At 72.2% G+C, this 22,959-nt stretch carries 7 protein-coding genes; 2 read left to right on the forward strand and 5 right to left on the reverse strand.

Going from position 1 to position 22,959, the window contains the following annotated elements:
- Positions 1–7: 7 nt before the first annotated feature.
- Together HDA40_RS11930 and HDA40_RS11935 are read left to right on the forward strand one after the other, a co-directional pair.
- Positions 8–14,821: a WXG100-like domain-containing protein gene (locus HDA40_RS11930; protein ID WP_253754987.1), complete on the forward strand. Its 14,814-nt coding sequence runs from the start codon at positions 8–10 to the stop codon at positions 14,819–14,821.
- A gap of 3 nt (positions 14,822–14,824) precedes the next feature.
- Positions 14,825–15,109 carry a hypothetical protein gene (locus HDA40_RS11935; protein WP_253754989.1) on the forward strand — a complete coding sequence of 95 codons (285 nt, stop codon included), beginning with the start codon at positions 14,825–14,827 and terminating at the stop codon, positions 15,107–15,109.
- A 4-nt stretch (positions 15,110–15,113) separates the two neighbouring features.
- Here the strand turns inward: HDA40_RS11935 and HDA40_RS11940 are convergent, their stop codons facing one another.
- From HDA40_RS11940 to HDA40_RS11960, 5 genes are all read right to left on the reverse strand, one after another.
- Complete coding sequence (locus HDA40_RS11940) at positions 15,114–17,204, reverse strand: transglutaminase family protein (protein ID WP_253754991.1); 2,091 nt, start codon at positions 17,202–17,204, stop codon at positions 15,114–15,116.
- Positions 17,180–18,340, reverse strand: a complete 1,161-nt coding sequence (locus tag HDA40_RS11945; RefSeq protein WP_253754993.1) for a DUF58 domain-containing protein — start codon at positions 18,338–18,340, stop codon at positions 17,180–17,182. The genes HDA40_RS11940 and HDA40_RS11945 overlap by 25 nt, the downstream gene beginning before the upstream one ends.
- A complete protein-coding gene (locus tag HDA40_RS11950) occupies positions 18,337–21,039 on the reverse strand; it encodes a fibronectin type III domain-containing protein (protein ID WP_253754995.1) in 2,703 nt (900 codons plus the stop codon). The genes HDA40_RS11945 and HDA40_RS11950 overlap by 4 nt, the downstream gene beginning before the upstream one ends.
- 67 nt (positions 21,040–21,106) lie before the next feature.
- Entirely contained in the window at positions 21,107–21,706 is a 600-nt protein-coding gene (locus HDA40_RS11955; RefSeq protein ID WP_253754997.1) for a CpaE/TadZ family protein, read from the reverse strand.
- 13 nt (positions 21,707–21,719) lie between these two features.
- Positions 21,720–22,736 (reverse strand): hypothetical protein, encoded by a 1,017-nt coding sequence (locus HDA40_RS11960; protein WP_253754999.1) that lies wholly within the window; start codon positions 22,734–22,736, stop codon positions 21,720–21,722.
- Positions 22,737–22,959: the final 223 nt, after the last annotated feature.

Genomic DNA, 22,959 nt, shown 5'->3' on the forward strand with positions numbered 1-22,959 from the left:
GGGCGCCGTGATCGAGCTGTGGGACTTCGGCGAGCCGTGGAACGAGATCCGCGACGCCCTGATCTGGCTGGGGTCGGGCGGCAGCGGCTGGCCGCAGGCCAATGAGGACCAGATCCGCGAACTCGCCGCCGCCTGGCGTTCGGTGGGCGAACGGCTGCAGTCCGGGCTGAGCGAAGCCAACAGCGCCGCCGCCGACCTCGTGGCCGCGTGGGGCGGCGACGGCGGGGCGGCGTTCGCCAAGTCGTGGCAGAGCCTGGGTCACGACGTCCCGCAGATGCTCGTCGACATCCTCCTCAACGGCTACGACGGCAACCCTCCGCTCGTCGGTTCGCTGGAACAGTCTGCTCTCGACATCGAGTACGACAAGATCTCCACGCTGGTCGAGGTCGCCGTCGTCATCATCGAGATCTTCGTCATCCTGGTCACGGCCTGGTTGGCGTTCTGGGCCGCGTGGACGGCGGCCGGGATGCGGATCGCGATGGGCCGGGCCGCGATCTGGGCGTTCATGCGGGGCCTGATCGCGAACGCGGTCCGCTCCTTCGGCCAGCACGGCCTGAGCGAAGGGCTGAAGCAGGAACTCAAGCAGTGGGCCAAGCACGCGATCAAGTGGGAGGTCGCCAAGGAGATCGGCGCGGAGACCGGGGTCGACATCACCGCGCAACTGGCCCAATTCGCCATGGGCACGCGGACGAGTTGGGACGGGAAGAAGACCTTGGCGTCGGGGATCGGCGGCGCGGCCGGCGCGCTGTTGAGCTTCGCCACCCCGATCGGCGAGAACATCGCCGGGAAGTTCACCAGCAAGCTCGGCAAGACCGGGATCAACCTCGGCACCCGGGCGCTGGACGAGTTCATCACCGAGGTCGGCGCGGAGACCATCGCCAACGGCGTCGTCTACAAGAACTGGAACGTCAACCTCGGCAACCTCGGCAACCGGATCGGCTCCGGCATGGTCCGCGACAAGGTCAGCGAGAACGCCGACCTGTCCGGCAACGCGCTGGACGTCACGAAATCCGTCCTCGGCCTCGAGACGCGTACGCAGGCCGCCGCGAACGCGGCCCGGCAAGCGGCCCAGAACGCCGCCAATCAGGCGCAGACCGCCGCTCAGCAAGCCCGCCAGCAGGCCACCCAGGCGCAGCAGGCGGCCAATGCCGCGACTCAGCAGGCCCAAGCCGCACAGCAACGGGCGAACGAGGCGAACGCCGCCGCCCAAGCCGCCGTCGCCCGCTACGGAGCCGACTCCGTCCAGGCCCGCGAGGCCGCCACAGCCGCCCAGAACGCCACGCGCCAGGCCGAGATCGCCCAGCGCGGTGCCACCCAGGCGACCGCCGCCGCCCAGCACGCGGACACAGCCGCAGGCAACGCCGAGGACGCCGCCCGCCAGGCCCGCGAGAACGCGGACCGCATCCCCGCCCCCGCGGGTGGCACCCAGCCCGAGCCGGGTACGCAGCCCGACGACACGTCGACCCCGCCACCCGGGACGGGGCCGGACGGGAGTCCCGCCGCACCACCCGGAACCGGACCCGACGGCAGCCCCGCAGCACCACCCGGGACTAGGCCCGACGGCAGCCCCGCCGCGCCGCCTGGAACCGGGCCTGATGGGAGTCCCGCCGTGCCGCCCGGGACTGGGCCCGACGGCAGCCCCGCCGCACCACCCGGAACCGGACCCGACGGCACCCCCGCCGCACCACCCGGGACTGGGCCCGACGGCACCCCCGCCGCACCGCCCGGAACCGGGCCTGACGGCAGCCCCGCCGCGCCGCCCGGAACTGGGCCCGATGGTGCGCCGGCCACGCCTCCGGGGACCGGGCCGGATGGGACGCCTGGTGCGCCGCCGGTGGGATCCGGGGTTCCGGCCGCGCCTCCGGGAACCAGTCCGGACGGCACCTCCACCGCACCTCCGGGGACGGGACCCGACGGCGCGCCCGCTACACCCCCGCTGGGTTCCGGGGCGCTCCGTTCACCCGATGTAGATGGCCAGCCGCTCGCGTCATCCGATGGCGAGACCACGCCGCGCCCGGCGGGCATGCCGAGCACGGACTCGCCGCAGGGTGCCGACGTGGGCGGCGATCAGACCGGGCCGGACGGCGACCAGACCACCACCTCGGCTCCGACCCGGCCGACCGCCCCCGGCGCGGCACCCGTCGGCGGCGGACGCGGCACCCTGAACACTCCGCACACCGGGCCCGACTCCACCGGCGTGCTGCCGACGGCCCCAGTGGCACCGCCCGGCCGACGGCGTACGGGCGACACCGACGAGCGCACCTCGACCGACCCGGATAACGACACCGACGAGCGCACCTCGACCGACCCGGATAACGACACCGACGAGCGCACCTCGACCGACCCGGATAACGACACCGACGAACGCACCTCGACCGACCCGGAAAACGACACCGACGAGAACACCACGCCGGAGGGACAGCCCGACACCGACGAGAACACCACGCCGGAGGGACAGCCCGACACCGACGGCACGGCCAAACGCGAGGCCGGATCGAACACGGACGAGACCGGCACGACCGACCCGAACACCTCGGCCGACACCAATGACGACACCAGCGACGACAGCGACACGGACGAGACCGCTAAGCCGGACGCGAACGACGACACCGACGCCGATGGCGATCAGCGCGGTGATACCGACGGTTCGACTCGGACCGCCACCAAGGTCTCCCCACGGGTGACCATCGCGATCGCCAAGCTCGTCATGGACTCCACCGTGCAGGCGCAGATGGCAGCGCATGAGGCGACTCGGGCGAATGCCCTCGCGCAGGTGCTCGCCTCGACGGACGGGCAGGTGCAGATCACCGGGCCGACTTCGCTGACGCTGGACCCGGACGCCGGCCCGGACGACGACGCCCAGGCTCCGAGTACGCCGCCGATGGGGCCGACCCCGTTGCAGGGTCTGCTGCCGGACGACTCGACGGCCGCGGGGAGTCAGGCGGATGTGCAGCGGCTCTTCCTGATGCTCGGCATCAACCCCGGTGACGTGCCGCCTCTGCATCCGCATCCGGCCGGTCCCTGGGTCGGCGCCGCGAATGACGGTGGTCCCACGGTCGCGGGCCGCAGTGACAACTGTCTTCTTTTCGCGGCGAGCGTCCACAGCACGTACTTCGGCCATCCCTCGGTCGCGCCGGCCAATCGCACCGGACGAGGTTTCAACGCCTCCGTGTTGACGACCTGGGCGGCGGCCCCCTTCACCGCCGGCGACCGAAACCAGGGCTTCGCCGACATCGAGGAGCAGCTACGCCAGCAGCTGGGCGACGACATGGACGCCGGGCCGATGGCGTTCGTCGCCGCCCTCGACCCGCTCGACTCCAATGTGGCGCACATGTACGCCGTCTTCGCCCGTCGCGAGCCGGACCCTTCGAATCCCGGCGAGAACCACGTCGTCTTCTATTACGCCGACAACAACAGCACCGCCGCCGAAGCCACGCGTCCACAAGTCAGCCCCGGTACGCAGCTCAGCTCGATCATGTTCGACCACGCCGGCACGGCCGTCCAACCCGAGACGGCGCTGGCCGACGACGATCCGCTGTTGAGCGCGGAGATCCAAGGGCGGCCGACCAACTCGCGGGTCAGCGATCTGCTGGGCCAGATCGACACGTTGCTCACCACGACGGGAGTACCACCCGCCGACGTCCTCGACGACATCGAGCGGCGGCTCGACGAGATGGGCCTGATACCCGGCGGTACGCCGGTCCGCTGGGCACGGCTCGGCAGGCTGAGCGCCGGGTCGACGACCGACCAGGACGCCTTCGTCACCCTGATGCAGGAACCGGGCTGGCGGGCGGCGTACGAGCGGGCGGCGGCGATGCCGAACCACATCGCTGAGGGTGTCACCGGCGACCCGAACCCGTCGGCCGCCCGAACGGTCGCACTGGCCTCCGCGTTCGCCACGAACCCGGCTCCGGCGTACGCCGGACGGCCGGACACCCAGGCGATCGACCAGGTCGCCGCCATGATCAGTCGGATGTTCGGGTTCGAGCACGCGGCCGTCGTCACGCGCTCCGGCAACGACCTGCAGATCACCTTCGACTCGATCTACAGCCGCTCGCTGCGGGTGGAGTACGCCGTCCTGCCGCCTGGTCAGCAGGTGCGGCTGGACTGGAACGGGGACGACCGCTTCCGGTTGACGGTCGCACACGACGCCGACCTGACCACGCCCGCGGCGCGGGCCGAAATACAGGTACGCCTCGCCCGCGAGATCGCCCGGATTCGGCTGGGCGGTATGGATTTCCGGGCCGACGACGGCAGCGACCGGGACATGTTCGGCGACGTGCTCCAGGCGTACGCCGGCGCGGGGGTCAACGACGTCCAGCATGTGCTGATGGTCAACCGCCCGGCGGGCCAGACCGGCGACACCGCCGACGTCGCAGCCGCGGTTCGGCTGACTCAGCAGTCCCGCGCCGAGACCGCCCGCATCATGACGCTGTTGCAGGAGGCGGCCCGGGCCAATCCTCGTGCGGCGGAGGCCATCGTCCGGCTGATCGCGGCCGAGGCGAGCTGGGGAGATCAGCTGGGTTCCCGGCTCGCTCCGTTGCTCGCCGATCTCACCCTGCCGACCGGGTCCGATCGGCGGGCGCAGCGGGAACGAACCCGGACTCTGCAGCTCGTCGCGGCGACGGCGCAATTGGCGGCGGCCGGCTTCGCCCAGGAGTTCCGCAACCAGGGCCGGCAGGACAGCGCCCTGCTGCCGTCGCTCATCGAAGCGGTGGACCGCGCACGGTTCGCGCTCACCGTGGCCCGGGCTCGGCTGGCGTCGCAGAACAACGAGGTACGCGGGGTCATCCGCCCACGCGACGCGGCCTTCTCCCCGAGCATCGTGGCGACCGCCGACCGGCAACGGGCCGCGCTCCTCACCGAGCTGAACAATCGACGGGCCGACGCCAACGCCGCCCGGCCGGACCCGCAGGGAATCGTCCTGCCGCCGCTGGCCGGGAACGCCGCCCGGCTGGACTCGTCGCTGCAACGGACGCTCCGCAACGCCGCGGCCCGGCTCGGCTTCGCGGAGCCGAGCGCGGAAGCGGTCATGCTCGGCCGATGGGGCGGGCCGCTGCACGCCTTGGGCAGTCAGGACCCCACGCCGTCCACGGCGGAGATCGTGGACGGCGCGCGGACCGCGATCCGGCAGACCATCGAGGACCCGACCCGGGTCACCGTGCAGGACGGGGACACCGGCGACGCCCGGGTGCTGTTCCAGCGGACCTTCACCGACGCGCAGGGCAACCAGCACACCGTCGCGGTCACGGTGCACGTGCAGCGCTCCGTGAACGACCGGACCGCGTACGTGTCGGACGTGCGGGTGACCCCGGACACGCGGACCGACCACGGGCGGCCCATGCACGGCCAGCCGGCGCATCGGGTCCGCTCCGACACCCGGCTCGTCCCCCGCCGCCAGGTACGCGATTCGCCCGATCGGGTGCGGGCGCGCCGGTCCGCCACCCGCGACAGTGCCGTCAACGAGGCGACCCGGCAGGCGTTGCAGGCGTTGGGCGTCACCCTCGTCCAGCACGGCAACAGCACCACTTACGACCTGACCTGGCCCAATGGCGACGGGCCGGCTCGCGTACGCATCACGACCGGGCGAGTGCGCGGCGGAGCCGTCGCCGAGGTGCGGCCGCCCCGGTTCGGCGACCCCACCTGGGAGATCCGCATTCCGTCGCGGGGCGTGACGCGTACCGGCATGATGCTCGACGTCGCCGAGGCGCTGGGGCTGGCGCTCGGTCTGCACCAGGATCGGGAGTCGGGCCGGGTGACGACGCAGCTGCCGCAGGCCCTGGGGCGGGCGGCCCGGCTGGCCGCGGTCGGGCACGGGCAGGCCATCGTGGCTGCGCCGCCCGCCGGCACGACCTGGACACCCAGCACCCGGCGGTTGTCGGCCGAGGTGCACGCGCTCGTCGAAGATCTTCAGCTGCGGATGGACCAACCGCAGTACGCCGATCGCCGGTCCGCGGTGGACACGCTGCTCACCGAGACGTTCGGCGCCGCACCGGCCGCTGCCGCCACGACGGCCGTCGACCAGAACGGCGCGGCCGTCGCCGACATCGCGGACCCGGCCGCACGGCGGGACGCGGAGGCGGCGCGGCGGGCGGCCGAGGTGCGCGGGCGCGGCCGGATGGTCACGGACATCCTGCTCGGCCAGCATCAGCCGGGGATGACCTCGCAGACTCCGGTCATCGGCGATCTCCGCACCCGGGGTCCGGCGCTGACCGGAACGGATCTCGCCGACCACATCGCGAACACGCTGCCTGACATCGTGACCGAGCGCGGGCTCACCGAACTCGGCCATCGGCGCGACGGCGACGTGACCACGACGATCGTGAGCCACGACGGCCTGGCCGGCGGACCGGTGACGGTTCGGGTCGAGACGGCCACTCTGCCGGCCGGGATCGCCGCCGACACCCGAATCGACCTCACCGCGCGCACGGTCACCGTCTTCCTCGCCGAGGGGCTGACCGCCGACGCCGCGACGATCCACCTCCTCGGAGAGGTCACCCGGTCGCTGGAGACCATCGGCCGGGTCGACGCCCGGCAGACGATGCCCGCGGACCCGCGCCGGCTGCCCGGCCAGACCCGGGAGGCACGGGAGCGCATTCGCGCGCAGCGCCGCGAGAACGAGAGGATCCGCCGGCGGCCGATCGTTCCGGCCGACATCCTCGGCGACCACCCGCTGAACCGGCGTATGCACAACGACGTCTACGGAGCCAGTCCGTCCGACGCAGCGCTCGCGGCGCAGATCCAGCATCTGGCGGAGGCCCTGGCGACCCGGCAGGATCCGCGCGAGCTGCTGAACCTGGTGGTGATGCTCCACCGGGCGGGTGTCCGCAACGGTCAGCCGCACGCCGAACTTCGCCGAGCCGTCCTCAGCCGTCTGCTGACGGACACCGTCGCCCAGCAGGTGAACAATCTGCTCAACGTGGACGAGACGCTGGCGCGGGCGATCGAGGCCGGACTGCCGCCGAATCTGGAGTCCCCGGCGGCGAATCGATCGGTCGGACGGCGGCGGTTCACGGTCCACCTCCCGATCGGCATCGACTCGACGGGATCGCTCAGCACACCGCCGCACCAGCCGTTGCATCCGACCGTACGCCGCGTCGCCGGGCGGAACGCGAACCGCGTGGAGCGGTATGTCGCCGCCCGCCGTTTCAAGATCAGCCGGATGGGTGCGGACGCGATCGCCAACGCGCAGACCACATGGGGCAGCAGAACCCTGCGGACTGTGCTGTGGGCGCCGAAGTACCTGCGGGCTCGTGGCTGGGCGCTGCTCACGGGGAAGTTCCGGTACCAACGGCCGTGGCGGCTCGTCAGTTTCGGCACCAAGACCGGGTTCGCCCGCGTGCAGCTACCGGACGGCAGCCATCGCTGGGTGCCGTATGTTCAGACCTCGGGCAGCCGGGGGATCAACCGCCTGGGCGCGATCCGGTTCTCCACCTTCACCCCGTGGAAGGACAACAACGATCCCGACAAGCCGCCCGAGCATGGACCGACCATCCGGCCGCCCCGGGTTCCGTTCATCCTCACCGGCAACCACTGGCTCGACCTGATCGCTACGATCATCGATCACCTGCCGCTGGTGTCGGCCAGCGCCAAGGACGGCAGCGGGATCGGCACCCCGTTCCCGTTCGGAAACAAGGACTCCGAGACACGACCGACCACGATCCGCGCGGTCACCCGACTCGGCGACGGCATCACCGGAGTCGTCGGTGTCGTCGGTGTCGTCGGCCAGACCAACCCGTCGCCAGAGCTTCAGCACACCCACAGCTCGACCGCGTACATCTTCACCGGGACGTTCATCGACGTGAAGATCGGCGGCGTCAAGCAGTTCTACGTCTGGATCGGCGGGCAGGGCTTCGCCGTCACCGGCAGCGAGGACTACGAGCAACTCCTGGAGCGGCTGAAGCCCTTCATCGAGTCGTGGCGAGAGCATGTCGCCGCTGGGCGCAAGCTGCGCGCGGCCAAGGCGTTCGCCCGCCTGCTGAACGAGTATCGCCGGATCTTCTCCACCGACGGCGCGGAGTTCCAGCCGCTCGTCGTCGAGATCGGCTACGGCCACCGCTACACGCCCTGGCTCACGGCGCCGAGCATCACGGGCCATGACGTGTCCGACACGCATGACAACCCCGACACTCCGCAGGTCGAGCACGCCGACGATTTCCACGACCCGTTCACCCAGGCCAACGACCGGTCCGGCTGGCAGACCAACCCGAACATCGCCGTCTACTTCGGCAACTTCAACCCGTGGGCGGCCCTGCGCGGCGCCGGACGGTTCGTCCGGAGCTGGCATCACCGGCCCAGCCTCACCGAGACGCTCGGCCTGGACGACGCACGTCCCGCGCTGCCGGCCGCTCAGACGCCCGCCATCGCCGCCACGCCCGACACCCGCGCCGACATCAACATCGCGCTCACCCAGCGGTACGCCGACCTGCTCGGCCGTCAGGCCACTGGATCGTTGACCGTGGCCGAGACGACCGAGTTGCACAGTCTCGAAGCCCAGGCGGCGCAGGACCCGGAATTGGGTCCGTTGTTCGCGGCGGTCCGAGGGCAGCAGCCACCGGGCAGCGGCCCGGCCGGACCCACCGGACCGACCGGCGGGCAACCGGTCAACCCCGGCCCGCAGGGCACTGCCCCGGCGGCGCCCAGTGCGACGGCCACGCCGCCCGGCACCACGCCCACGGGCGGCACGACCACCAGCACGACGAGCACCGGTCCAACGGCCACCACCAGCACGCCCACGACCGGCCCGACGACCAGCAGCGCTACGAATACCGGCGCGACGACCGGCAACAATCCCACGGCGAGCGGCCCGAACCCGAGCGGCGGCCCGGTGAATGCCGCGCCGGTCACCGCGGCCCCACCCGCGACTGGGGTCTTGCCGGGGGCCGACCCCTCGGCCGCCCTGGTCGCCAACGGCCAGGCCGCGCCCGGCAGCCAGGCCGACGACCTGAACCTGCGGCATCACCTGGGCGTACGCCCGGGCGAGGCGGGTCCGCTGCATCCGCATCCGGCCAGCCCGTGGATGAACGCGTCGAACGACGGCGGCCTGACCGTGCCGGGCCGGTCGGACAACTGCCTGCTCTGGCTGATGAGCGTCTACCACACCTACTTCGGCCGCCCGTCGGTCGCGCCGTCGAACCTCACCGGCAAGGGATTCCTCGCGCGCCTGGTCGAGACGTGGGCGGGGACGAAGTTCCAGGCGCACCCGGACGGCACGCGAGGTCTGTCCCAGGTGGAGGAACAGCTCCGCCAGGCGCTGCCTGCCGACGCCGACGCGGGGCCCATGGCGTTCGTGATCACGGTCGACCCGCACGATCGCACGGCTGGGCACGCGTACGCCGTGTTCGCCCGGCGTGAGCCCGATCCGGCGAACCCGGGGCAGACCAGGGTCGTCTTCTACTACGCCGACCATGGGAGCACCGCCGGCGAACCGAACCGCCCGCCGATCGACCCCGACGCCCAGATCTACTCGATGATCTTCGATCAGGATGGCGTACCGGTGCAACCGGCGGCGACCGCGCCCACCGGTGGCAAGCGACTGAGCCACGCCCTCGTCGCCGGACGGCCCACCGCGACGGGTGCCGCCGATCTCACCAGCCGGATCGACACCTTACTGTCGGCCACCGGTACGCCGTCCACCAACGTCCTGGACGACCTGGAACGGCAGCTCGACGACATGGGGCTGCGCCCGGGTGGCACTCATCGGCGCTGGAACCGGCTGGCCCGGATGACGTCGGGCTCCACAGTCGACGTCGACGCGTTCGTGGCGCTGATGCAGGAACCGGACTGGCGGGCGGCGTACGTGCGGGCGGCGGAGACGCCGAACGATGTGGCGACGGTGCTGACCGGCGAGGCGAACGACACGCCGGGCCGACGGATCGCGCTGGCGACGATCTTCGCGACCAACCCCGCTCCCGCGTACGCCGGACGCACCGACCAAGAGGCGACCGCCCTGGTGACGCAGCTGATCGGCGGCGACTTCCGGTTCGAGCATCAGACCACGGCGACGGTTTCCGGCACGGACGTCCAGATCGCGTTCAGCGAGCACACCACGCGCACCGTGCGCGTCGAGTACGCCGTCCTGCCGCCTGGTCAGCAGGTGCGCCTGGATTGGGACGCCGGCACGCGGACGTTCCGGTTGGCCGTCGCGCACGATCTGGATATGTCCACTCCGGAGGCTCGGGTGCGGATCACCCGGGAGCTGGGACGAGTCCGGCTGGGCGGGGCTGATTTCCGTTCCGAGCACTCCGGCGCGCAGGACGTGTTCCTGGATGTGCTTCAGGCGTACAGCTATGTGGGAACCGCGGATGTCTCGCACGTCCTGGCGGCGAACCGCCCCCCGGGCCTGACGGGCGAGGCCGGCGACGTGGCCGCAGCGGTACGCCTGGTGCAACGGAGCCGGTCCGAGGCGGACCGGGTCTTGCGTGTGCTGCTGGCGGCGGTGGCCGTCGACCCGGCGGCTGCCGCGACGATCACGCGGTTGACGGCGGCCGAGGCGACCAACGGCGACCTGCCTGGACGGCATCTGGCCCGGCTCGTCGGCGACCTCGATCTGCCACCGGGCCGGGGGCGTCGGGTCGAGCAGCGGCGGCAGCAGATCGGGCAGCTCGTGGCGGCGACGCTGGCCGTCGCGGGTGCCGATCTCGACCAGGCCCTCGCCGGGCAGATCGTGGAGAACGAGCTGCCAAGCATCGTCATCGCGGCGGTCGACCACGCGTTGTTCGTCCGCTCGTACGCCCAGAACCGGCTCGGGACGCGGGGAGTCAGCCGCGATGCGGTGCTGCCGTCCACGGCCGCCACGTTCGACGCGACCTTCCTCGGTGCGGCAGAGGCCGCCCGGACGGAGCTGCTGGCCGAGATCGCTGCCCGGACCGACAACCCGACATCGATCATCGTGCCACGCCTGGCCGGTTCCGGCGGAAACCTGGATCTCGCGCTGCAGTCGGCGTTGCGCGGCGAGGCCGCGACGTTGGGCTTCGCCGAGCCGTCGCGGGAGGCGGCAGTGCTGGCCCGATGGGGCCAGACTCTGCACAGCCTGGGCGGCCGCAGCGCCCGTGGCGTGACTCCGTCCACGGCGGACCAGCTGGACGCCGAGCGGGATCTCGTACGGCGGACGCTCGCCGAGCCGGACCGAGTGTCCATTCAGGATGGCGACCACGGCGACGCCCATGTGCTGTTCCAGAAGCGGTTCACCGACGCCCAGGGGCGTACGCGAGTCGTCGAGGTGACCGTCCACGTGCACCGGTTCCTCGCCGACCGCGCGGCATCGATCGTGGACGTCCAAGTCGCCACGGATCTCCGGATCGACTTCGGACGGCCGATGTCCGGCGCCCCACCCCGCCGCGTCCTGGTACGCACCCTGCTGACCGACCGGTCTCGTGTGCACGACCCCGGCGACATGCTCGACATTCACAGTCCGCACGAGGCGCTGCAGGCCAACGCTCGGGCGTTGCATCAGGCGGCCGCGGCGCTGGGGGTGACCGTCCAGCAGGAAGGCCGCTCCCCCGCCTTCCGCCTCACCTGGCCGAACGGCGACGGACCCAGCCGGATCACGCTGGACTCGGGGCCGACCCGGGGATCGTCGATCGCGGAGGTACGCCCGCCCCGGCCGGGCAGCCAGACCTGGGCGATCCGGATTCCCCCGAGCCGCATGTCGCGCTCGGGTCTGCCGCTCGACTTGGCCGAGGCCCTGGGAATGGCGCTGGGGCGGCATCTCGCCCAGAACTCCGGGCTGGTCATGACCGAGCAGCCGACGGCGCTCGCCCAGGCCGCCCGGCTGGCGGCGGTGGCTGTCGGGCGGGCCACCGCAGGCCCGATGCCGTCGGCGAACGTGGCCCATTCGCGTGCCGCGCGGTTGGCGGCCGAGGCGCACGCGCTCATCGACGGGCTCGGCCTGCGTCTGGACCAGCCGGAGCACGCCGCCCGGCGGGCCGAGGTGATCCGGATGACCGCCGCGATGTTCGGATCCACCGTGGCGGCTCAGGTCGACGCCGTTCTGTCTGATGTGGGCGTGGCGATCGCGGATCTGGCTGATCCCACCGACCAGGCTCTCGCCGAGAGCGCGCGGCGCAGCACACGTGCCGCCGAACGGGGTCGCCTGATCAACGACATCCTGCTGGAGCAGCACCGGCCCGGGCTGGTGACCGAGACCCCGGCCATCGCCGAGCTGCCCGTCCGGGGTACGCCGCTCGCCGGTGAGCCGCTCGCGCGGCGGATCTTCACTGCCACAAGGGACGTGCTGCTGAGCCGGGCGCTGACCGTGTCGGCGCATCGGCGTACCGGGGCGGACACGGTCGTCACCGCGCGGCACGACGGTTTGCAGGGTCCGGTCACCATCACCGTCCGCCCCGGCCGCCTCGCTGCCGGAACGGCGACCCACGTGCGGATCGACACCGTCGACCGGACCGTCACCATCACGGTCGCGGCGGGGCTGACCGCGGACAACACGACCCTGCACCTGGCCGGTGCGCTGACGCAGGCGCTGGAGACCATCGCCCGCGCCGATCACGACCGCAAGACGGGCCCGGCCGACGTTCTCGGCGAGCACCCGCTGACCTCGCGCGTGCGGCAGGACACGGACGGGTTGAGCCCGGCCGACATGGCACTCATCGCCCAGATCCAATGGCAGGCCGACCAGCTCGCCGTAGGCCAGCGGCCGACCGCGCTCGCCGCCTTGATGATCCTGCTGCACCGGGCCGGCGTACGCGACGGGCAGCGGCACGCCAAGCTGCGCCGGGAACTGCTTCTCCGGGCGTTGCCGACGCTCGCCGCCCGGCGGATCGACAACCTGCTGGACCTGGACCGCCATCTCGCGACGGCGCTCGGCGCCATGCTTCCGACGACGATCGGCGTACCGACGCCGACCCGGTCGGTGGGCCGACGGGTGTTCACCGCCCGGGTGCCCACCCTGGGGCTCGAGTCGTCGGGATCGATGAGCACGCCGCCGCACCAGCCGCTACGGCCGAGCGTACGCCGCGTCGCGGGCCGCCGGGCGGACCGGCTTGAACGGTTCGTCGCCGCGCGGCGGTACAAGGCGGCCCGGATGGGCGCCGATCGGATCGCGCAGATGCGAAGCCCGGTCGCGGCGGCATTGACCCGAACCGTGCTGTGGCCGGTGAAGTTCGTGCGGGCCCGCCCCTGGTCGCTGCTCACCACGAAGGTCCGCTACCAGCGACCGTGGCGAGTGTTCGCGTTCAGCAACAAGACCGGGTACACCCGCCTGCGATTGCCCGACGGCAGCCACACCTGGGTGGCGTACACGAAGACGACGGCGAGCCGGACGGTCAACCGGCTCGGGGCGATCCGCTTCTCGACCTTCACCCCCTGGAAGGACAACGACGGCCCGGGCCGAGGCCACGACAATCAGTACGGTCCGACCGGGGTGCCGCCGGGCTACCTGTTCCCGCTCACCGGCCGGGCCTGGATCGACGCGATCGCCGCGCTCCTGGCACACCTGCCGATGATCACGGTCAGCGCCAAGGACGGCAGCGGCATCGGCACGCCCCTGCCGTTCGGCAACAAGGACACCGAGACGCGGCCGACGACCGTCCGGGCCTTGGCCAACCTCGGCGAAGGCGTCACCGGGATCCTGGCCCGGTCGGACCCGTCGGCCGCGCTGGACCGGACGCACTCCTTCACGACGTACGCCTTCATCGGCACGTTCCTCGACGTGAAGATCTGGGGGGTCAAGCAGTTCTACATCTGGATCGGCGGCCAGGGCCTCGCGGCCAGTGGCAGCGAGGATTACGACAAGCTGATGTCGGACCTCCGCGAGATCCGGGAGAACGCCGCAAGGGTACGCACGGACGGCAAACGCCTCGCGAAGGTGCGATCGGCGTTCCACCTGATGAAGGCGATCAACCGGTATCGCAAGATCTTCTCCGACGCCGGGATGGAGTTCCAGCCGCTCGTCTTCGAGGTCGGCTACTCCCACCGGTACTCCCCGATCATGGACGCCCCGGATCGCCTGGACTGGGACACCGACCACGTGCACCACGACAACGACATGGTGCACGGCCCGTTCACTCAGGCCAACGACCGGGCCGGTTTGCAGACCAACCCGAACGTCGCTTTCTTCGTCGGCGCCTTCTCTCCCCGCAAGCTCATCCGCTTCCTCCTGAACCCGGTCAACCCGCGAGCCTACGGGCGGGGCTTCCACCGTGTCCGCACCTGGGTCCAGCGGCCCGGTATCGACGTGACGCTCCAGCTGACCGAGGCACGGCCCATGCTGGAGTCGACTCTCCCACCGATGGCGACCTCGGCGACGCGCCTGCCGGACGCGGTCAACCGGGCGCTCCGGGACCGGTACCGGCAGCTCCTCGAACTACAGAGCCGCACGCCCGGCGAGGCCCTCGAACTCACGGACCTGGAACGGCTCGCCGAACGCAATCCCCGGCTCCGGCAGCTGTTCGGCCACGCCCGGAACCAGGTACAGCAGAACCGATCGAATCCGGGCCCGCCGCAGCTCAACCGGATCGGCTCTCGAGGCTCCGGCCCGTCCTATCCGATGACCATGCACTCGGTCCGCGCCGTCGCGGCCAAGTACGGCATCGACCTCACCGGACTGCGGATCTCGATCAACAAAGCGGTCCGCGGCTGGCACGGCGTCACCCGGCCCGACGGGTCCATCGTCTTGTTCCGGGAGGCGTTCGCGAGCGAGGAGGACCTGGCCCGGACGCTCATCCACGAGCGGTTCCACCGGGACGAGCTGGCCGTCGGCCTGCCATACCCGTCGACCGCCGACGAGGCGGAGCGGTTCGAGGACCGGGCATACGAGCACGAGGAGACCTGGTGGGAGAATCAGCCCGTCCGGCCGGAGGGATGACACGTGGCGACCTGGGAACAGTGGCAAGACGCCTACGAGGCGGCGTACGAGGCCGTCCCGGCGGACCCGCCGACGAGCTGTCCCAACTGCGGCCACGAGACCCTGCGGCTGGTCTTCACCGGCGACGTCGGCAAGGGCGTCGGCTACGGCGCGTTCTGGTGCGACACCTGCCTGCAGGGCATCTCGATCTCCCGGGCGCCCCTTCCGGAGGGCGCGGTCGTGCGGGACATCCACGCCGATCCGGCCGATCGGGAGCCGAAGATCCCCAACTACACCCTCGTCAACTGAGGACTCAGCGCCACCACAGTGGACGCGGGTCGATCCACCACAGCAGACGACGGCGGCGGCTCGCCTTTCGGCGTACTCGGTGGATCAGATCCGCGGCCTGCTCGACAGCCGGTTCGGCGGCCAGGTCCGCGGCAGGGTCGGCGAACTCCGCGCGGTTCACCGCCTGTGGCAAATCGTCGCGCGGTTCCACGGCCACCGCGTCGCTGACGGCGGCCACGACTTCCGTCGCGGTCCAATATGGTCTGATGGGTACGCCGCCCAGCCGAGCGCCGTCCCGCAGTTCGGCCCAGGCCCCGCGTACGCGGCCCGCGTCGTCGGCGACGGCGAGCCGCAGGCGGCTGCGGCGGATGCGCAGCAGGGCCACGAGGGCGAACGCGAGCGGGAAGAGAGCCGTCGTCCAGGCCAGCCAGAGCCACGATCCGCGTACGCCGCCCGGCGGTTCGGCCTCCGGCGTCATGATCTCCACGTCCGGGGCGGTCGACGGGTCCTCGCCGGCGTCCGGAGACTGCTCGGGTTCGGCCGACAGCGACGGGCGGGGCGACGCCGACGGGGCGGTCGTGCTGGTCGCCGGGGGCGCGGTGACGTCGATGCCGACCCAACCGACCGGATCGAGGTAGATCTCCGGCCAGGCTCGGGCGTCGGCGGCGGTCACCGTCACGGGCCCGTTGCCCGTCGCGGCGGTGAATCCGACTACCACCCGCGCCGGGATGCCCAGCGCGCGGGCGAGGACGGCGTACGCCGTGGCGAACTGCTCCGAGGTGCCCCGGCCGCCGCCGGCGGCCGGAGTCGCCGTGAGGAAGCGGACGATGCTCGGATAGCCGCTGCCACCCGGAGCGCGGGGGTCGTAGCGGTACGTCGTCTTGAGCCACCGCGCCAGGTTGAGCGCCTGCGCGTACGGCAGGCCGTCGCCGGCCGCCGTCAACGCCAGTTCGGGGATGCGGCCGGTGTTGCCGGTGGGCAGTTCCCGGTACCGGTCGTACTTGGCCGAGCGGGGCAACTGCGCGGTCGCCAGCTGCACCTGGGTCGGGGCCGGGACGGCCGCGTCGACGGCGTACGTGAGACCGGGGTGCAGCCCGTCGGTCACGGCGACCGCACCGGACTCCTCGTCAACGGCGATCGCGACGCCGGAGACCCGGCGCAGCCCGTCCGGTACGGGCAGCCAGCTGCCGGTCAGCTCGGCGACGGTGACCGTGGCGTGCACCTGGTCGACGGCGATCGCCGGGTTCGGCACCCCACCACGGTCGCCCCCGGCAGCACGGTAGGTGGTGGCGGGCAGCCAGCTCGTGCCGTCGAAGTCGCCGAGCACGGCCCAGCGCAACGTCACCGGCCGGTCGGCGGTGATCCGCAGGAGCGGCTGCTCGGGATGCACCCCCCAGCGGCCGACGAGGCTGAGCGGATGGGTCTGCGGCGGTGCCTGCACTGGTGCGATCACGTACGCCCGCAGGTCGGGCGGGGCCGCGGTGACCCCCGCCAGCAGCGGCGGGGCCAGGAGTAGCGTGCCACCGGCGAGCGCCACGGCGACCAGCGCCGCGGTGGCGAGCCGCAGCAGCCGGGGCCCGGCTCTCCGCGTATGAGCCGGAACGGGCCGGAGCACGACGAGCAGCAACGCGAGCGCGGCGATGAGCACCGCGGTGCGGCGATAGTTCGTGCCGGCCTGTGGACCGGCGAGCACGAGCATCGCCGTGGCCAGCGCCACCAGCGGCAACGCGGCCGCGCCCGGACGACGGCCGCGAGCCAGCGCGGAGGCCGCCGAGACCGCGAGCCAGGTGGCGACGACCGGCAGGGCCAGGGTGTCCACCCGGGACGGTACGGGCGACGCGCTGGTCAGCAGCCGTGCTCCCGCGTGGGTGACCGAGTCCATGAGGCTGATCGGGCCGGGCAGCCAGTGGTGGAGTCCGATCAGGACGGCTTCAAGCCCGGCCGCCGCGGCCAGAATGTGCCAGCGGCGGCGGGGAATCAGACCGAGCAGCGCCGCTCCCGCCGACGTCGCGGCGAGCGTGATCAGCGCCTCGCGGCCGGCGTAGAGCCCGGCGATCTGGCCGCCCGCGACGGTTCCGGCGACGGCGAGCGTCAGCGCGATGACGAGACGTTCCACAACCGGTCCTGCAGTGCGTTGACGAGTTGGCCGGCGGCCGGCGCGAACACGGCCCACTTCAGTGGATCGTCGGGCGGCGGGCCGACCACGGCGGCGGCGACGCTGCGGTATCGCGCCGACAGCGGGCCGAGCAGCGACAGGTCGGCCTTCGTCCCGGTGACGAGCAGCACGGCGTCGCCTGCGATGTGCAGGGTCAGCCGCGCCCGCAGCTCTCCCACCTCGCCGCCGCCGATGGTCAGCCGCACCGCTGCGAGCTGGTCGAGGCCGGTCTGGGTCTGGCCGATCGAGCGCTCTCCACCGGCGCCGGAGGCGAGCATCAGCCGCAGGCCGAGTCCACCTTCCACGGTGGCGACCACGACCGACGCCGCCACCTCCACCGCCTCCTCGAAGGCCGCGGAGTCCGGATAGGACGCGAGCCGGTCGTCCAGGACGAGCACCAGCCGGGCGACCGCCGCGTCGACATGCGTTCGCACCATGAGCGTGCCCGCCCGTGCCGAGGTACGCCAATGGATGTGCCGCAAGTCGTCGCCGGGAACATACTCGCGCAGGGCGTGGAAGGTGATGCTGCCCGCGTCGACCAGTTCTCGTTCGCCTTCGATCTCGGCGGCTGAACCGATGGCGCCCCGGGTGAGCGGATGCCAGGCGGGCCAGACCGTGAAGGTCTCGGCCGGACCGGCGGGGCGGGTCACGGACCAGAGCCCGAGCGGATCGTCGCGCCCGACGCTGACCGGTCCGATCTGGAACACGCCCCGGCGGCCGGTCGGCAGCGCGAAGCTCACCCGGGCTGGGATGCCGGGCTTGGCCAGCACCGCCGCCCGGCCGGACGGCAGGTCGTCGCGGTCGCTGCCCTCCTCGCGCACCGGATCGATGAACGTGAGCAGCCGCCGGAACCGGCCGAGCACCACCACGTCGGCGGTGGCGAGGGCCGGTTCACCACGGCGCACGCGGCGCGGCTCGACGAGCCGGTCGACGACGACCCGGGGTGGCGACAGGCTCCACAGGGAGCTGAGGGCGAAGGCGGTCAGCCCCGCCGCCCCCAGCATCGCCATCTCCCGGTACGCCAGCAGCAGCCCGGCGGTGAGCAGGGCGGCGGAGCAGACGGCCGTCGTCAGCCCGCGCGCGGTCGGTCTGGTCAACAGTCCGGCAGCGCTTCCACGTCGTCACCGTTGTCGAAGCGCAGCCACACCCACGAGATCCAGTTCCCGTCGGTGAGCTTGAGCCAGTGGTCGCCTTCCTTGTTGTTGTTGTACGGGCCGGCGTTCTGGTTCTCGCCGTGGACCTTGCAGACCACGGTGATGTGCGCTCCGTCGGCGACCCGGCGGACGACCGATCCGTTGTCGTTGCGGTCGCCGTAGACGGGCAGCCCCTTCGAGCAGAAGGACGGGTCGGGGTTGCTCGCCGAGTCCGTGCAGGTCACGGTCGCTCCGTTGCCGCTCGGCGCGGCGTCGGTCTTCTGCGACGCGGTGTCGGTCGCGGACCCGGCGAAGGTCGTGATCTTCGCGGTGACCGTGTACTGCGTGTCGGCGGACAGCCCGGTGATCTTCGCCGGTGAGCCGCAGTCCGACACCGTCTTCCCGCCCGCGGTGAACGTGCAGGTCGCGGCGGCCCCGTCGCCGTCGGCGGTGAAGTTCACCGTGATCTCGGTTTCGGTGGCGCTGGTCGAGGAGATGGCGATCTTCGGCGCGGCCGGCTGGGTCACCTGGTCGAAGCCGGACGGGCCCTCGCCGTCGTCGTTGAACGCGACCACTTCGACCCAGTCCAGCTTGGCCGCGCTGGTGATCGTCACGGTACGCCCACCGCCGCCGGTCTCGCCGATCTTCTTGCCGTCCTCGTCACGGATCTCGTACCCCGTGATCGGCAGGCCGTGGCCGTCGGCCGCGTTCCACGTCACGACGTAGGTGTTCGCCGCGGTCTGGCGGCCCTTGACGTTGGTCGGCGCGGCCGGCGGGTAGTGCACGGTCAGCTCGTTGCTCTGCGGGCTGGCGTCGCTCGCCGCGCCCGCCGAGTTCCGGGCCACCACGGTGAAGGTGAAGCTGTCACCCGGGGTCAGGCCGGCGAACCGAGCGTCGGTGCCGGTCACGGTCTGCGGCGGGTTGGCCCCGGCCGCGCCGCCCTTGAGCGGGGTGATCACGTAGTCGGCCGCGCCTGGCACGCTGGGCCAGGAGACCAGCACGGCTCCGGTGTAGCAGTCGTCGGAGTCGGTCTCCAGCCTGGCGGTCGGGGCGTTGGGCGTACCCGGCGGCTGGGCCGCGGCCGGGGTCACCGGTTCGGACAGGGCGGGCGGGCCGTCGCCGACCTGGTTCGTCGCGTACACCTTGAAGCGGTAGGACGTGCCGTTGGTCAGGCCGGTGATGGTCGTCTGCAACGTCGAACCGTTGACCTGCACCCGGCCGCCGCCGCCTTCGTCCCAGGTCACGGTGTACGCCTCGACCGCTGCCGAGCCCGCCTTCGCCTTGCCCCAGGACAGCCGGACCCGGCCGTCCCCGGCCAGCGCCGTGACCGGCACCGGCGGACCCGGGCGCTGCGGCTCGACCTTCACCGTCGGCGACGGCTTCGGCGACGGCGGTCGCTTGGTCGGCTGGTTGCCCGGCTTGTCGGAGGGCTTGCCCGTCGGCGACTCCGCCGGCTGGGGCGAGAGCGTCGGCGCCGGCTGCGCGGTCGGTGTCGGCGAGGTCTCCGGGACGGGGTCGTACTTGTCCACCTTGGACGTCTTGCCGTCCTCGTCCACCATGACGGCCGTCGTCGTGTCCGGCGCGTTGATGAACAGGTGCTGCTCGCGTACCTCGATCTCGACCGTCGTCTGCGCCGAGCCGACCTGGATCGTCCCGGCGGGCTGACCGGCGGCGGTCACCACGCGGACGGTTCCGGTGGTCTGATCGGGAACGTAGACCTTGCCCGCGAAGCTGACGGCGGGCTGCTGCGTCGCCGCCTGCGCCTCGGCCGGAGTCAGCGACATGGTGGCGACCGGGGTGCCCTTGGCGACGTCGCCGATGGTGACGATCTTCTTCTCGGCGGGCAAGGTGATCGCCGCCGCCGAGCCGACGGTGCGGGCGGGAACGACCGCGCTGGCCAGCGGGGCGGGCGAGGTGATCTTGCGGGTGGCGGTCTCGCCGACGACGGCGATCTGGTCGCTGCCCCGGTCCACCACGAGCACACCCTGGTCGAGGACGGTCAACGCCTGCTCGTGCCCGGGGGTGGCCACCGCCTCGGTCCGCGCCACGACGATCTGCCGGTCGCGGACGACCAGCGCGATCGCGGTGCCCTGGCTGGGTACGCCGAGCCACAGCCGGCCCGACTGGTCGAACGCGCCGCCGACCAGCGGGGCGGGCAGGCGCACCTGATCGCCGATCGACTGGAGGCTGCCGGCGTCGACCGGGCGGACGAGGCCGCGCGTGCGGTCGACGACGATCGCGGTCGCACCGTCGAGCATGACCGCCGTGTCCTCGACGGTGCCGACGTCGAGCGAGCCGGAGAAGCCCATCCGGGTCAGGTCGATGGAGGTGACCCGGCCGGTGAACAGATCGTGGAGGATCACGTAGCGATCGCTCTGGGTGACCCGGACCGGGTGGCCCTGCGCGTCGATCATCGGCTGACGCAGCGACACGTTCGCGGAGACGGCGTTGACCTGCGACGCCTCGCCGACTTGCTTGCTCCACAGCCAGGACGCGCCGTCGGCGACCGCGGGCCGCTGGCCGGTCGCGCCGAGGGCGAAGACGGTCGCGCCGAGCGCCGCCACCAAGGCGAGCACGATTCCGGCCGGGTAAACCTTTCCGAGCCTTTTCAAGTGCCGCAGCCGCATCATCATCGTCCCGGTGCCTCCACGGTCTGAGGTCATTCGAAAGATGTGGATCCGCCGCACCCACCACAAGCGACGACAGCGTATCGCGCGGTTGTTTCGCGCGCTATACGCACCAGGCGGCCAACCGCAACAAGGCACGGCAGGTCGCGGGTTTGGCTCGCTCCAGCAATTCCGCGTCGAGCTGGGCGAACGCCTTGTCCGGCGGGATGACGAAGCGGTCGTGTGTGGACTGCCCAGGACGACCGGCCACTGTTCGCTTCGTGGCCGGCGCCGCAGTGTTCACCCGCGCAAGCGCCCTTTCCTCACCAAGGCCGTCCTCATCGGTCACCACGATAATGCGGTCTGCTGTGGACAGAAGTATCCGCGTCGTCCGGCTGGCATGCACGCCCAAGTCCAGCAGGAGGACGCTGTGCCGATCCCGCAGTTCCACGACCGCGTCCAGCGTGACCTGGTCGGTCCACATCGTGTCCGCCGCCACGTGGACGCCCGCGATCGGCGGGGCCGAGAGCAGGCCCGCGTATGCGATCCGGCCGGGCCACAACGCCGCCAAGGTCGCACCGATCCCGGCGGCGATCGAGGTCGCCCCGACACCGCCGGCCCCGGAGCAGACCGCCACGACCCGGCCGCCCACCGGAAGACGCCGCAACGCGGCAGCCGCCGCCCGTTCCTCGGCGACCTCGTCGGGATCGGTGAACCACTTCACCGTCGGTCCGGCCTCACTGTCTCGCCAGCGGATCGGCCAGCTCGGCGAGCCCGGTCGCGGCGACCAGGACGACCACGGTCGCCGCCGCCACGAGGAGTTCGCCCACCCGCAGCAGGCGGCCGCGACCGGTGCTGCGTACGCGACGGGAGCCGAACGCGATCGTCAGCACCAGCACCGCGCCCAGGGCGGCAGGCAACGCCCAGTCCCAGCCCAGCAGCAGTACGCGTACCGCACCGGCCAGCACGACCGCGGCCGTCGCCAGCCGTAGCGGCAGCACTTGACCGGTCCGCTCGAACAACCGAGACCGCAGCCACAGCAGCAGCGCCAGCCCCAAGGCGAGCGCGACGTCCCGGTGGTCGCCGGTGCCGATCAGCACGACGCCGCAGACCCCGGCACCGGCTGCCAGCCCGGTGATTCCGCCGATCAGATGTTCCTCGGCCACGCGCAGGGATCGGTCGACCTGCTCGGGCGGGACCGCCTGCCCGGCCGCGCGCAGCCGGAAGGACGCCTCCGCCATGCCGCCCGCACCAAGGGCGAACCGGGGCAGCAGGCCGACGCCGAGGACGACGAGCACCGGCACGACCCGCAACGGTTGCCGGACGTCGGAGCCGAGCGCGGCCCAGGCGGCCACCGCCGCGGCCACCATCGCGCCGACGAGCAGCGCGGTGGCCAGCGGGCGGCCGAAGCCGAGCAGGCGGCCGGCGATCGTCACGATCCCGGCGGCGCACACCGTGGCGGCGGCTGCGGCGACGACGGGCACCCGGTCGAGCAGCACGGTGCTGAGCCACCCGGCCAGCGCGGCCCAGACACCGGCCACCGCGAGCAACGCGGTCACCGGCCCACTCCCGGTACGCCGGCGGCCCCACCAGGCGAGCGACAACGCGACGAGGACGGCCAGGCCGGCGGTCGCGATCGTCGTCCACTCGGCGACCCGGGCCGCGGGGAGCAGGATCGCTCCACCCAGGACGGTCGCGGCGGACCAGAGCGCGAAGGCCGGTTGCAGTGTCCCACCGAGCCGGTCCTCCGTCACCGCCACATGATCCGGCCTCGCCCGGCGGCGGCGCAACCCCGTCCCTCCCCCACGCCGCGCACCCGCGGCTCGTATGGCTCCGGCGGTTCGTGCGACTCGGGCGGCTCGGGTCGCGATTCCGGCTGGATCACGGTTCCAGGTCGTATCTTGCGCCATGATTCGACCGAGAACCCTGATCCGGCACCCAACGCGGGCAGCGAGTGAAGAGGGCGGGTGGCGCGTG

It is taken from the genome of Hamadaea flava (assembly GCF_024172085.1).
GTDB lineage: Bacteria > Actinomycetota > Actinomycetes > Mycobacteriales > Micromonosporaceae > Hamadaea > Hamadaea flava.